We start from the raw sequence: 13,518 nt of genomic DNA, 5'->3' as shown, positions 1-13,518 counted from the left end.
TCGCTACTAAAAAATAGCAACGCCCCATCAACGGGTATAAACGCTATATATGGAGATATAACGTATGGAAAAAAATAGTGCGCTTCGCGCCGATAACAAAAAGCTATCCCACATCCTCGTCAGCAAGACATCCTCACCCCATTCTGGCAACGCATCTTTCAGGCTCGCAGCACTTGCTATAACCGTCTCTGGTTTGCTTTTTGCCTCACCGACACTCATCGCAGCAGAAACAGCAACGGCTGCCGATTTAGTGTTACGTAACGGCAATATCTACACCGTTAATCAAGGCCAGCCGTGGGCAGAAGCCGTCGCGGTACGCGATGGTCGTTACGTTTTCATCGGTTCAAATGCACAGGCCGCGGAATTTATCGGTCCGAAAACACAGGTGGTTGATCTTGAGGGCAGCATGGCAATGCCGGGGATTAATGACGTCCATGCTCACCCATTAGACGGCGGCTATGAAGATATTTACTCCTGTAACTTCGCGCAAACAAGCTCACTGGATGAAATCCTAAACCAGGTGAGTGAATGCGTGCAGAAAGCAGGACCAGGCGAATGGGTGGTCGGCTCAGCCTGGGGTAGCCCACATATGGCGGAGCTTTCTACTGCTAAAGCACTAGCAAAGCTGGATAAAATCAGTAACGGACATCCGGTAATTCTGCGCGATGATTCCTACCACAACCGCTGGGTTAACAGCAAAGCGATGAGTCTGGCCACTATCACCGCCCAGTCAGTTAGTCCAGCCGGAGGCGTCATTGTTAAAGATGCAAAAACAGGCGAGCCTACAGGTCTGTTGCAAGAATTCCCCGCGTTCCAGCATGTACAAAGTCTGGTTCCAGTACGCACGGAAGAACAACGGCTGACATCAGGACGCGGTGCCGCAAAAACGATGGTGTCGTTAGGTATCACGGGCGTACAGGAAGCGGTCAGTTCTGAAGTGAATCTGCGTATCTGGAGCAAGATTGACCGGGCAGAAGGCCTGCCTTTACGCATTATCGGCTCGATCGTTTCTACTCCGCTTCTGGATGAAGGTGCCGCGGGCATGGAGCTGGTTGCCCGACGCGACGTCTACCGCACCACCAACTTCTTTCCCGATCGTTTTAAATTTGTTTTGGATGGCGTTCCGCCAGCCCATACCGCGAAACTGCTTGCCCCCTATTTGCCCACTCAGGCACATGGCGATCACTACCACGGAGATACACACTACACCACCGAGCAGGTTGTAGAAATTTTATCCAAGCTGGATAAACAAGGCATATCAACCAAGCTTCATGCTGCGGGAGATGGCTCGCTGCGTCTGGCGCTGGATGCCGTTGAACAGGTACGAAAAATCAATGGACCAAATGGTCCTATGCATCAAATCGCGCATACGCATCTGATATCACCGCAAGATATTCCGCGCTTTTCCCAGTTACGCGTTGCCGCCGATCTATCGCCGATGTTGTGGTTTCCTTCTGATATGACACAGGCCAGCGTCGTCACCATTGGCGCAGAACGCATGAAAGATTTTGTCCCCACAGTTAAACTACTCCGCTCTGGCGCAGTAGTTGCCGGCGGTTCCGACTGGCCTGCGGGTGGCCCTACGCCATCCCCTTGGGTCGGAATTGAAGGGCTGGTGACGCGACAGAATCCTTTGGGAGACATGCCTGGAACACTGGCATCCGAAGAAGCTGTTGATCTGTCTGAAGCTATTCGTATCTATACCATCAACAGTGCGAAAGCGATGGGGATAGAAGAAGAGACAGGATCGATCGAGCTGGGTAAATCCGCCGATCTTATCGTTTTAGATCGCCACTTGTTCAACGTACCCATCAAACAAGTGCACCAGACCAACGTAGTAAAAACGTATTTCAAAGGTCAATTGGTTCATGCTGTGCCTGAGAAATCTTGATTCGCGAAACTAAATCACCACCAAAGTAACAACACGTCGTCAGCATCAGGGGACGTTCATGAACGCCCCCCTGAAAGATTCGGTGAATTCGGCCCGTATCTTCAACGAACCTTACTTTGCGCTGCAGGCCACACTGCCACGGGACAGCCTGCAATACCGCTTCGGCCTGATGCTGAAAATCCTCGCCGGTTATATCAACGACGAGCCTGCGACTCGCTTTGTGGTGGATATGCAGGGGAATTTCGTCATGGTGTGATGTGTTCTTTTAGCCATATTGGTTATGTAGAACTGGATATGGTTTCGTGCGCTTCAAACATTGTTCTTTTCATGCTACGTCGTAGCACGCGCCCGACATAGGGGGCTACGCCAGCCCCCTATGAACCCCGGCTTTTGGCGGAAATTATGCCGTGAAAAGAAAAACCATCGCGATATGAGTTGGCAGGGTTTTGTCAGCAGTGTGGCGCACGAAACATCGCTCCCCAGCCTCATCAATCACACCAAATCCCCCTAATCGGCTTACATACTTTCTTACCTATTCCCTCTATCGTCATCGACAAAAATCGGTATGTTATAATATAACAAATTAATTTTTTATCGATGATCATGACAAGTTTTTACTCCTTCTCTGCGCCGAAGCGCGTGTTGCTGGTTTCCCTGCTGTTGGTGCTGCTGTGGCTCTTGGTGGGGTGGGCGGTGGTATTGCCATGATTGCCCTACAGGAACTGGCCTTTGGCTATCGTAGTCATCCACCGCTCGCGACACTCAGCGGATGTTTCCATCAGGGGTCGCTGACGGCGATTATTGGTGCGAACGGCAGCGGAAAATCCACATTGCTGAAAACGCTGGCGGGTCTGCTGCTGCCGCTTTCCGGTTCATTCAGCCTCGGCGATGGCAGCAAAGATAATACTATCGGCTATTTGCCGCAGCTCTCCGAATTCGATCGGCAATTCCCTATCAGCGTACGCGACCTGGTACTCATGGGATCGCTGCCCCATCGCGGCCTGCTGCGGAGTATCAATGCCAACTGGCACCGAAAAGCGGCAGACGCGCTCGACGCCGTCTCCATGGCGGACTTCGCTGACCGACATATTGGCGTCCTGTCCGGTGGGCAGCTACAGCGCGTACTCTTCGCGCGGCTACTGCTGACACAGGCTCCCATCATTCTGCTGGATGAGCCTTTTATCGGCATCGATAGCCACACCACGCAGGCGCTTTTACAGACAATCGAGCAGCTTCACGCCGAAGGCAGAACCATTCTGGCCGTTTTGCACGATCTGGAACTGGTCAGTCAGCACTTTCCGAACATCTTGCATCTCACCCCGGACGGCCATCGCTGGGGGGATGCTCAGCCCATACTACATAGCCTGCGCAAGGCCGACAGCGATACGCCAACGCTCAGGATCGTCACGTCATGATGTTATTTCACCTGATCACGTCTCCTTTTGCCGAATTCGGTTTTATGCGTCGTGCGCTGGTCGGCTGTCTGGTCATCACGCTGAGCGCCGCGCCGCTGGGCTGTTTCCTGCTGCTGCGGCGCATGAGCCTGATTGGCGATGCGCTGTCGCACGCGGTCTTACCCGGCGTCGCCATCGGCTATCTCATCTCCGGGATGTCGCTGCTGGCGATGGGAATCGGCGGCTTTATCGCCGGGTTATCCGTCGCCATCCTCTCCGGCTTCGTCACCCGCCACACGGAATTAAAAGAGGACGCCAGCTTCGCCGGATTTTACCTTGGCTCGCTGGCGCTCGGCGTCACGCTGGTTTCCCTCCGCGGATCAAGCGTCGACCTGCTGCATGTGCTGTTTGGATCGATTCTGGCGGTGGATCGCGCCGCGCTGTTCGACATTGCGCTGATCGGATCCGCCTCCTTGCTGGTGCTGGCCGTTATTTATCGGGCACTGGTGATTGAATCATTTGACATCACGTTCCTGCGCATCACGTCAGGCCGCTATCGGGCGCTGATCCACGGCCTGTTTTTGTCGCTGGTGGTACTGAATCTGGTCGCAGGATTCCAGTTGCTAGGCACGCTGATGACAGTCGGCATGATGATGCTGCCTGCCGCCAGCGCCCGCTTCTGGACGCAACGCCTGCCTATCATGCTCGGTATTGCAGTGCTGCAAGGAATCGCAGCCAGCCTGATCGGCCTGCTGTGGTCTTACTACGCCGAGCTGCCTGCTGGTCCCGCTATTATCCTGACGATTACGCTGTTTTTCTGTTTTTCGGTCTGTGTGGGTCACCACGGTGGGCTGTTACGCCAGCGTGGTTGACCGATGAATCTCGTTGTTTGTAACTTTCTGTGAGGGAAAAATGAAACGTTCACTGTTAGCTATCGCGTTATCCGGCCTGTTGCTTAGCCCGATGGCGATGGCAAAGAATCTTGATGTGGTTGCCAGCTTTTCTGTACTTGGCGATATGGTCAGCCACATCGGTGGCGATCATGTGACCGTGACCGATCTGGTGAAACCCAATGGCGATCCACATGAATTTGAACCTTCGCCAAAAGACAGCAAAACGCTGGCTCACGCCGATCTGGTTTTCGTTAACGGGCTGGGGCTGGAAGGCTGGCTCGATCGGCTGGTCACTGCCTCCGGCTATCATGCCGACGTCGTGACGGCCTCAAACGGGATTGAAACCCGCACCATGGTGGAAGATGGCAAAACGGAAACTGACCCCCACGCCTGGAACAGCATGAGCAACGGTGTGGTCTACGCGCACAACATCGTCAACGCGCTGGTGAAAGCCGACCCGGCGAATGCCGATTACTATCGTCAGCAGGGCGAAACCTACATCAAGCAGCTACAGGAGCTGGATAGCTACGCGAAGAAAACCTTTGCCGTTATTCCACCGGAAAAACGCAAGGTGCTGACCAGCCATGACGCGTTCGGCTATTTCAGCCAGGCTTACGGCGTGAAGTTCCTGTCGCCGGTGGGCTACTCTACCGAATCTGAAACCAGCAGTAAGAAAGTGGCCTCGCTGATTAAGCAAATAAAACAAGAGAAAGTGAAAAGCTACTTCATTGAAAACCAGACCGATGCACGTCTGGTGAAACAAATCGCTGATGCCAGCGGCGCGCAGCCCGGCGGTGAACTGTACCCGGAAGCCCTGACCGACGCCTCCGGCCCCGCCGCAACCTATACGGCGGCGTTTAAGCACAACGTCGATACCATTGCCGCCAGCATGAAGTAGATACGTAAGATTTAGTCAGCACATAGGGGAGTAGGAAAGACAGCGCCACGGATGGCACCTCGCCTCGCTTACACCAGCGTCAGATTGAACGTTTTACCTTTCAGTTGCGCCTGCACCTCAGGTGCCAGCGCGCTATCGGTGATGATATCGGTCAGCTCCGACAGCGGCGTCACGCAGAACAGCGAATACGCGCCATATTTGCTGCTGTCGGCCAGCAGTATCCGGCGGCTGGCATTCACGCCGAGATCTTGCTTCACGCCCGCTTTTTCTTCCGTCGGCGTGGTGATCCCTTTATCCAGACTCCACGAGTTGCAACTGATAAACGCGATATCGGGATAGATGCTGCGTAACAGACGACGACCGTGCTCACCAATACAGGACTGGCTACTGTCATCAATACGCCCACCGATAATCGTCACTTCAATCTGTTTGAACTCAGACAGGAACAGCGCAATTTGCAAATCGGCAGTAATCACGCGCAGCGGCAAATGCGTCAGGTGACGCGCCAGCTCCAGCATGGTCGTTCCCGCATCCAGCACCACCGCACTGCCCGGTTTGACCAGCGTTGCGGCATAGCGAGCTATCGCCTGCTTTTCCTGAAGACTGCGCTGTAATTTTTCATTCGTGGTCGGCTGGGAAGGAATAAAACGATTGAGCGTCACACCGCCATGACTGCGGCTAATCACCCCCTGTTCGTCCAGTTTGATTAAATCACGACGGATCGTCGCCGGGGAGGCATCGATCACGGATACCAGTTCATCGACTGTCACCAGATTATGGCTTTTCAGATAATCCATAATCTGATCAAGACGGCTCTGCCCTCTTACTTTATCCCCGCTCATGCGGAAAGCATCGGTTAATGTAGGATCCACGGCGATATCCATCTTGCTGTTGTTAAACTATCTATTCTTGATTGCAGGATACCAGAAACCTTCCCAAACGCGGGAAGGAAGATATCCTGCAATGCGCACTGTATCGCGTTTTATTCGCTGACAAAACCATGCCATCAATGGTGATGAGTTAGCCTGAATCAGGCCAACTGCATCGCGAGCTGAATAGAGATCGCCATGCTTTCAGACTTCGCTTTACCCGTCCAGGCAATGTCAAACGCCGTGCCATGATCGGCTGAGGTGCGGATAAACGGCAAACCTGCGGTGATGTTTACCCCATCATAGAAGCCCAGCAGCTTGAGCGGAATGTGCCCCTGATCGTGATACATCGCCACCACCATGTCGTACAGGCCTTCATACGCCTGCAAATAGACGGTATCCGGCGGGCACGGGCCATAAACATCAATGCCTTTGGCCTTCATGGCTTCAACCGATGGCGACACAATTTTGATCTCTTCGTCACCAAACAGGCCATTCTCGCCTGCATGCGGGTTAACCCCAGCCACGGCGATACGCGGGTGGGTAAAACCGACGCGCTTGAGGAACACATCCGCCATGTCGATCACCGTTTCCACACGATCGCGGTTCAGCGTATCCAGGAATTTACGCAGCGCGATGTGCGTTGAAACATGGATAACCTTCAACTTATCGGTATACAGCACCATCGCATAGTCGCGGCTGTTGGTCAGTTTCGCCAGCAGTTCGGTGTGGCCAGGGTAGAGATGCCCCGCAGAGTGCAACGCTTCTTTATTTAGCGGCGCAGTCGCAATCGCGTGGACTTCACCCGCCATCGCCAGCGCCGTTGCTTTCTTGATGCAGCGATAAGCCAAATCGCCCGCCTGTGCCTGAACGACGCCAGGCTCCAACGCCTGAGGATCTTCCAGCGGCTCATCAATGATGTTGATGACACCCGGCGCGAAGAGCGCGTCAGCCGGCTTATCAATGATTTTCAGCTCGACGGCTGGCACCACATTCAGCGCCAGAATACGTCGCATCGTCTGTACGCAGCCCACCACCACGGCAGACGCGCCGGAAAGCTCGCCTTCGGCCAGAGACTTGATAATAATTTCCGGTCCAATCCCTGCCGGATCCCCCATCGTTACCGCAATAATTTTACTCACTGACCTTCTCCTCAATAAAACGTAAAACGTCGCGCAAAGTAGTTTCGTTGCCAAAACCCCCCGCTTTAGTCATCACAAGGGTCGTGCCGATAACGCTGTTCAGCAGGTATCCCCAGGGCACGCAGGATGCGATTTGCCCTTTAATCTGAAAGCCGGTCGCACCCAGTGCTGTTGCCACGGCAATCGCAATGTCACCACCGGATAAATACAACCCACCCGGCAAAAACCGGTTAGATTTGCCCACTCCCGGGCCATCGAGAGCCTGAACAATGCTGCGCGTAAGTTCCCCCAGATAGTGGCTGATCGTTTCGCCAAGCTGCTGTCGGCTAAGCCCAAGCTGCTGGCACCGCGCGTCGATCTCGAAGCGCTGATGTTCGTTATGACAGGTACGAATAATGCAATGCTGACCGTTCATCAATGCCTTCACCGCCTCCTCACATAGGGAAACCATGACAGTCGATGAATGGGGTGAAAATATCGCGTTGATATCGATCTCAACCAGCGTGACATCGCCGCGAAGTCTGGCGGCTGCAATCTGTTTTTGAGCGATATCGCTCATTGACCCAACGACAGCCAGTAGCGGCCTCTCCGTTTTGCGCGTAAAATCCTGCGCGTTCGCCAGCGCTTCACTCAGGCCTGCCGAACCGACCAGTAAAGGACGGAACGGTAACGCCCTGGCGGCGTCAACAATATGCGTCAGATCGTCCTGCACATCCGTATCAAGAATAATCAGACGTACGCCCTCATCCGCCAACTGCTGCAAACGGTGGGCTAAATTGGCCTGACGGACATCATCAAGGTGTATTTCCGCCACAGCTAAGGCAGTTTGCTCCGCCAGACGGGCTGCGATAGAAGCTGAGGCCACCGGTGTTTTGGGATCGCTGGCAAATTCCGTGTCGGTAAGCAAACGACCATTCACCCAGACCTCCCCTTTGCGGGTCACACGTCCCAGCGTCGGTGAAGCGGCGGCAATCAACGCAATGGGTATCCCTGTGGCAAAGAGAGCAGCGGTCACTTCTGCGCCCAGATTCCCACGCAGCGTCGAATCAATTTTCTTAACAATCCAGCCCTGACCACCGACGGTCAACCATGCTTCAACCGCTGCGGTAGTGCGCTGGAATGCTGTCTCTTCACTCGCCGCACGGCTATCGGTGTTAATCACCACCGCGTCACCCAGTAAATCTGCATGCAGTTTATTAACGTCAAAAACGACGCTAACCCGCGCGCCATGCTGCGCCAGACCGACACCCGCATCATTGGCACCCGTAAAGTCATCAGCGACCACTAATACCTGTTCTGCTGATTGCTGCACGTTCGACATACTCCATCCCCGGTTCATGATTGCCTGACAATGATTATATTGAATCACATTTGATTATATGTGAGCAATATCAAATTATTTAAAAGGAATTTCACCTATAAATTATCACCACGATGTGGCAAATGGCGTTTGGTTATGATGAAAACCGCACCATTTGACTGAAATTAATCACCATCGCAACCATTATCATCGCGATAACGCTCTGGCGAAGAAGAGAAAAGGCAAGGTAATAAGCATGAACATCAATAGCACTATCCTCAGCGGTTACCGGGTACTTCAGGACATTAGTCACCTGTTGACGGGGAAACAGCACGTTTTATTTGTCACCGACAAAAACATCGTCGGGCTGCCTGACGTTCAGGCGCTGATCGCACAAATTAAGCAAGCCGTTCCGCAGGTTCTGTTGGTTGATAATGTTCCTGCCGAGCCAAGCCAGCATGACGTAGCCCAGATACTGAGCCAACTCACGCAAACCCAGACCGATCTGGTGATCGGCGTCGGTGGCGGTAGCGTGCTGGATGTCGCCAAACTGCTTTCCGTACTGTGCGCGGGCGATGATACCGTCACGCTGGATAGCCTGCTGGCAGGAGAGAAGCCGACTCGCCGCACGACATCTCTGCTCATCCCGACCACCGCAGGAACCGGCTCAGAAGCCACGCCGAATGCCATTCTGGCGATCCCGGAAAAAGAGACCAAAGTCGGTATTATCACGCCAGTGATGCTGCCAGATTACGTTGCACTGGTGCCGGAGCTGACCATCAGCATGCCGTCACATATCGCCGCGTCAACGGGTATTGATGCGCTCTGCCACCTGATTGAGTGTTTCACTTCAACGATTGCCAACCCGGTCAGCGACAACTACGCACTGATTGGCCTGAAAAAGCTGTTCGCCAACCTCGAAACCTCCGTGCGCGAACCGAACAATATGGAAGCCAAGCTGAATATGCTGTGGGCGTCCTATTACGGCGGGGCTGCTATTGCCCACTCCGGTACGCATCTGGTTCACGCCATGTCTTACCCGCTGGGCGGCAAGTACCACATCCCACACGGCGTGGCGAACGCCATCCTGCTCGCCCCTTGCATGCGCTTCGTGCAGGACGCTGCACAGGACAAATTCGCACAGGCGTATGACCTGCTGCCGGATGCCGATCTGACGCTGAGTACCGCGGAAAAAGCACAGGCGCTGGTGACCTATTTCAGCGAGTTGGTCAAACGCCTCAACCTTCCCAACACCTTACAACAGCTCGGCGTGGAAAAAGATCACCTGCCTTATCTGGTTGATGCCGCGTTACAGGTTCAGCGCCTGATGAAAAACGTGCCGACACAGGTCAGTGCCGACGATGTGCGTGAGGTCTATCTGACCCTGTTTTAACCGCATGGCGCTAAATACTACCGATCGTTTAAGCATCGAGATACACGGGACGACCACAGGGGTGAGGCGTCCCTACGGGAACCTCCTCCGGTGTTTCCCCTAACAACGGACTTAAGTGTAAGTATTCGGTTTTAAATAATGTGGTTTTAAGTAGAACAGTTTTAAGTTTTCACCTTTTTGATTACGTGTCACGAGGAAGAACAATGAGTAAAAACATTACCGGCGTCCTGACCGCCATCGTCACGCCGTTTGATAACCAGGGCGAATTTAACCCCGCTGCCATGCGCCTTCAGGTGCAGCGCCAGATGCGCTACGGCAACGGTATTTTTTGTAACGGCACCAACGGTGAGTTTTTCGTCCTGCACACCGATGAGAAAGTCGCCGTCACTGAAACCTGCGTTGATGAAGTCGCCGGAAAAGTGCCGGTTGTCGGCCACATCGGTGAAATCTCCACGCGGGAAACCATCAAGCTCGGTAAGCGCATCGCCGCGCTGGGTGTTGATGCCGTTTCGGTCATCACCCCGTATTTCATCCCACTCAAACAGGAAGAACTGATTGCCCACTACACCGCCGTCGCCGATGCGCTGACTGTGCCGGTGTTTCTCTACAACATTCCTGCACGCACGGGGAATACGCTGGCGCCGGAAACCGTCCGCACGCTGGCGGATCACCCGAACATCATCGGCATCAAAGACAGCGCAGGCAGCTATGAAAGCCTGAGCGGTTATGTGCAAGCGGTGAAAGGTGTGCAGGGCTTTAACGTACTGAATGGCCCAGACTCGCTCATTCACCAGGGCTTTGTTGACGGCTGCTCCGCCTGTATTTCCGGGCTGGCTAACGTGGCACCGGAACCGATCAGCCAGATCTGGCATCGCTTCCATGCGGGTGACATTGAAGGCTCCCGTCAGGCACAAGAACAGGTTGCCGAACTGCGTAAGACACTGTACGCCATCGCGTTCTCACCGGCCGTGGTGAAGAAAGCGCTTGCGATCATGGGTGAAGATGTCGGCGTCAGCCGCTATCCGATCCAGTTTTCCGCACAGGATGAAGACAACATCCGTAACATCCTTAATCAATTCTCGCAGTAACAGAGAAATATCAATTTCCATTTAAGGCCGAGAAGATATGAACCATTTTAACTTTACCGATACCCTCATCATCATTGGGATGATTGTGTTTTATATCGCATTCACCTCATGGTTAACGCTCAAATTACGCAGTAAATCAAGTACTGAATTCATGGAAGGGTCACGCGCGCTACCGGCGTTTATCGTCGGTATCCTGCTGATGACCGAATTCATCGGCGCCAAATCAACGGTCGGTACGGCACAGTCGGCCTTTGAGAACGGCATCGCCGCTTCCTGGTCAGTCATTGGTGCCGCTATCGGTTTCCTGCTGTTTGGGATGATTCTGGTTAAGAAAATCTACAATACAGGAAAGGTCACCATCTCTGGCGCCATCGCCGAGAAATACGGTACGTCTACCAAGAACATCATTTCGATCATCATGATCTATGCCCTGCTGCTGGTAAACGTAGGTAACTACGTCAGCGGTGCGGCAGCCATCTCCACCGTACTGCACATCTCCCTGCCAGTTGCCGCGCTGATCACCGCGATCGTGAGTACCTTCTACTTCTACTTTGGTGGTTTAAAAGGCGTGGCTTATGTCACGTTGATCCACAGTGCCGTGAAGTACGTTGGCGTGATGATTATTCTGTACGTTGCATTGAAAATGACTGGCGGCTTCAAGCCAATGATCGAACAAATGCCGGATTACTACTGGACGTGGGACGGTAAAATCGGCGCCAGCACCATTTTCGCCTGGCTGATCGGGACTATCGGTTCTATCTTCTGTACCCAGTTCGTTATTCAGGCTATTTCTGCCACCAAAGATGCTACCTCTGCAAAACGTGCAACCTGGGTCGCCTTCCTCTTCTGTATGCCGATTGCCATCGCTATCGCGATTATCGGTGTGGCGGCGAAGTTTGCTCACCCTGAAATCAATAGCCTGTACGCCATGCCAATCTTCCTTCAGGATATGAATCCTTGGGTTGCGGGTCTGGTTACCACATCACTGGTTGCATCAATATTTATCAGTGTGAGTACCGTCGCACTGGCGATTGCCTCACTGATTGTTAAAGACTTTTATGTTCCGTATTACAACCCAACACCAGAAAAAGAGATGAAGATGACGCGCGTATTCTCGCTCATCATCGGATTCCTGCCGCTGGTCTTCGTTTTACTGGTACCTGAAGTTCTGAAATTGTCATTCTTTACCCGTGCCATCCGCCTTTCTATCTCGGTGGTCGCCATCATTGCCTTCTATTTGCCGTTCTTTAACAGCACTCGCGGTGCCAACGCCAGCCTGATATCAGCCTGTGTCGTCACCTCCGTCTGGTACATTCTCGGCAACCCGTACGGTATCGATAACATGTATGTCGCACTGGTAACCCCAGCTATCGTCATGGCGATCGATAGCATCATTCCGAACAAAGCGAAAAAAATCCAAACTTCTCCAACTGAAAATAAATCAGGAGCCTGAGTCATGAGTAGCGAAACCATTACCGTAGAACGTAGCGGAAAAATTCATCACGCAGAAGGCGATGCCGTGCGTCTGGATGCCTACATTCCATCGGAATGCCCGCAGAACCATGCCGCTAATCTGCTCCATCTGCCGAACGGCGATGTGCTGTGCGTCTGGTTTGGTGGCACTCAGGAAGGCATTGCAGATATCTCTATCTACATGTCCCGCCTGGTGAAAGGCAGCGATGGCTGGAGTAAAGCCGTTAAGTTGTCCGAAGACGCGACCCGTTCCGAGCAAAACCCGGTGCTGTTCCTCGCACCTGATAACGTGCTGTGGCTGCTGTATACCGCGCAGAAATCTGGTAATCAGGACACCGCTATTGTGCGCTACCGCCAGTCCACGGATTTCGGCGCTACCTGGGGCGAAATCGGCACGCTGCTCGATCAGCCGGGCACCTTCATCCGCCAGCCCATCACCGTGCTGGCAAACGGTGACTGGCTGTTGCCGGTGTTTTACTGCCGCGTTCAGCCGGGTGAGAAGTGGGTTGGTAACAACGATGACAGCGCCGTGAAAATCTCCAGCGATCAGGGCAAGACCTGGCGGGAATATCCGGTGCCAAACAGCACGGGCTGCGTACACATGAACATCACGCCGTTGCAGGACGGCACGCTGCTGGCGCTGTACCGCAGCCGCTGGGCGGATTTCATCTACCAAAGTCGTTCAACGGATGGCGGTAAAACCTGGTCAGACCCTGTGCCAACCGATTTGCCGAACAACAACTCCTCCATTCAGGTGACCACGCTGGAGAATGGCCATCTGGCGCTGGTGTTTAACCATATGAGCGCCGCCGATGCCACCGAACGCCGTCTGTCGCTGTACGATGAAATCGAGGATGAAGAGGACAAAGCCAGCAATGCCAAAATGCCGGAAGTGCAAGCAGGCAGCCGCAGCGCTTTCTGGGGTGCTCCGCGCGCGCCGATGACGCTCGCCATTTCGGAAGACGGCGGCAAGAGCTGGCCGTGGCAGCGTAATATCGAAGTGGGTGACGGCTACTGCATGACCAATAACTCCACAGAGAAGCTGAACCGCGAGTTCTCTTACCCCAGCGTCAAGCAGGCGCAGGACGGTAAGCTGCACGTCGCGTTCACCTACTTCCGTCAGGCGATCAAGCACGTCGTGGTGAGTGAGGAGTGGGTCAAGGCAGGTTAAGGCTGT

Annotated in this window: 12 protein-coding genes; 9 read left to right on the top strand and 3 right to left on the bottom strand. The window is 53.7% G+C overall.

What is annotated here, in order from left to right:
- The first annotated feature begins 64 nt into the window (after positions 1-64).
- The 5 genes from O1Q74_RS03270 (at position 65) to O1Q74_RS03250 (ending at position 5,076) form a co-directional block, all read left to right on the top strand.
- The gene (locus O1Q74_RS03270; RefSeq protein WP_271876059.1) at positions 65-1,891 is read left to right on the top strand and encodes an amidohydrolase; all 1,827 of its coding nucleotides are present in this window, start codon (positions 65-67) and stop codon (positions 1,889-1,891) included.
- Positions 1,892-1,949: 58 nt separating this feature from the next.
- Complete coding sequence (locus O1Q74_RS03265) at positions 1,950-2,147, top strand: hypothetical protein (RefSeq protein WP_271876058.1); 198 nt, start codon at positions 1,950-1,952, stop codon at positions 2,145-2,147.
- Positions 2,148-2,595: 448 nt separating this feature from the next.
- Positions 2,596-3,306 carry a metal ABC transporter ATP-binding protein gene (locus tag O1Q74_RS03260; RefSeq protein WP_271878718.1) on the top strand — a complete coding sequence of 237 codons (711 nt, stop codon included), beginning with the start codon at positions 2,596-2,598 and terminating at the stop codon, positions 3,304-3,306.
- Positions 3,303-4,157, top strand: a complete 855-nt coding sequence (locus O1Q74_RS03255; RefSeq protein ID WP_271876057.1) for a metal ABC transporter permease — start codon at positions 3,303-3,305, stop codon at positions 4,155-4,157. Before O1Q74_RS03260 ends, O1Q74_RS03255 begins: the two co-directional genes overlap by 4 nt.
- A gap of 40 nt (positions 4,158-4,197) precedes the next feature.
- Positions 4,198-5,076: a metal ABC transporter substrate-binding protein gene (locus tag O1Q74_RS03250; RefSeq protein ID WP_271876056.1), complete on the top strand. Its 879-nt coding sequence runs from the start codon at positions 4,198-4,200 to the stop codon at positions 5,074-5,076.
- 68 nt (positions 5,077-5,144) lie between these two features.
- Here the strand turns inward: O1Q74_RS03250 and O1Q74_RS03245 are convergent, their stop codons facing one another.
- From O1Q74_RS03245 to dtnK, 3 genes are all read right to left on the bottom strand, one after another.
- Positions 5,145-5,960: a DeoR/GlpR family DNA-binding transcription regulator gene (locus O1Q74_RS03245; protein ID WP_271876055.1), complete on the bottom strand. Its 816-nt coding sequence runs from the start codon at positions 5,958-5,960 to the stop codon at positions 5,145-5,147.
- Positions 5,961-6,106: 146 nt separating this feature from the next.
- Entirely contained in the window at positions 6,107-7,087 is a 981-nt protein-coding gene (locus O1Q74_RS03240) for a D-threonate 4-phosphate dehydrogenase (protein ID WP_271876054.1), read from the bottom strand.
- The gene (gene dtnK, locus O1Q74_RS03235) at positions 7,080-8,408 is read right to left on the bottom strand and encodes a D-threonate kinase (protein ID WP_271876053.1); all 1,329 of its coding nucleotides are present in this window, start codon (positions 8,406-8,408) and stop codon (positions 7,080-7,082) included. Before dtnK ends, O1Q74_RS03240 begins: the two co-directional genes overlap by 8 nt.
- Positions 8,409-8,643: 235 nt before the next feature.
- On the opposite strand from dtnK, the gene O1Q74_RS03230 reads away from it, so the two are divergent.
- From O1Q74_RS03230 to O1Q74_RS03215, 4 genes are all read left to right on the top strand, one after another.
- Complete coding sequence (locus O1Q74_RS03230; protein ID WP_271876052.1) at positions 8,644-9,780, top strand: iron-containing alcohol dehydrogenase; 1,137 nt, start codon at positions 8,644-8,646, stop codon at positions 9,778-9,780.
- Positions 9,781-9,983: 203 nt separating this feature from the next.
- Positions 9,984-10,868 carry a dihydrodipicolinate synthase family protein gene (locus O1Q74_RS03225; RefSeq protein ID WP_110162421.1) on the top strand — a complete coding sequence of 295 codons (885 nt, stop codon included), beginning with the start codon at positions 9,984-9,986 and terminating at the stop codon, positions 10,866-10,868.
- 37 nt (positions 10,869-10,905) lie between these two features.
- Positions 10,906-12,321, top strand: a complete 1,416-nt coding sequence (locus tag O1Q74_RS03220; RefSeq protein WP_271876051.1) for a sodium:solute symporter family protein — start codon at positions 10,906-10,908, stop codon at positions 12,319-12,321.
- 3 nt (positions 12,322-12,324) lie between these two features.
- Entirely contained in the window at positions 12,325-13,512 is a 1,188-nt protein-coding gene (locus tag O1Q74_RS03215; protein WP_271876050.1) for a sialidase family protein, read from the top strand.
- The last annotated feature ends 6 nt before the right edge of the window (positions 13,513-13,518 follow it).

The sequence above is a fragment of the Pectobacterium sp. A5351 genome (assembly GCF_028335745.1).
Classification (GTDB): Bacteria; Pseudomonadota; Gammaproteobacteria; order Enterobacterales; family Enterobacteriaceae; genus Pectobacterium.
This window is presented reverse-complemented; position numbering and strand designations above follow the sequence as displayed.

Coding starts and splice junctions, on each gene's coding strand:
- O1Q74_RS03270 (WP_271876059.1), top strand. CDS start 65: ATGGAAAAAAATAGTGCGCTTCGCGCCGATAACAAAAAGCTATCCCAC.
- O1Q74_RS03265 (WP_271876058.1), top strand. CDS start 1,950: ATGAACGCCCCCCTGAAAGATTCGGTGAATTCGGCCCGTATCTTCAAC.
- O1Q74_RS03260 (WP_271878718.1), top strand. CDS start 2,596: ATGATTGCCCTACAGGAACTGGCCTTTGGCTATCGTAGTCATCCACCG.
- O1Q74_RS03255 (WP_271876057.1), top strand. CDS start 3,303: ATGATGTTATTTCACCTGATCACGTCTCCTTTTGCCGAATTCGGTTTT.
- O1Q74_RS03250 (WP_271876056.1), top strand. CDS start 4,198: ATGAAACGTTCACTGTTAGCTATCGCGTTATCCGGCCTGTTGCTTAGC.
- O1Q74_RS03245 (WP_271876055.1), bottom strand. CDS start 5,960: ATGGATATCGCCGTGGATCCTACATTAACCGATGCTTTCCGCATGAGC.
- dtnK (WP_271876053.1), bottom strand. CDS start 8,408: ATGTCGAACGTGCAGCAATCAGCAGAACAGGTATTAGTGGTCGCTGAT.
- O1Q74_RS03230 (WP_271876052.1), top strand. CDS start 8,644: ATGAACATCAATAGCACTATCCTCAGCGGTTACCGGGTACTTCAGGAC.
- O1Q74_RS03225 (WP_110162421.1), top strand. CDS start 9,984: ATGAGTAAAAACATTACCGGCGTCCTGACCGCCATCGTCACGCCGTTT.
- O1Q74_RS03220 (WP_271876051.1), top strand. CDS start 10,906: ATGAACCATTTTAACTTTACCGATACCCTCATCATCATTGGGATGATT.
- O1Q74_RS03215 (WP_271876050.1), top strand. CDS start 12,325: ATGAGTAGCGAAACCATTACCGTAGAACGTAGCGGAAAAATTCATCAC.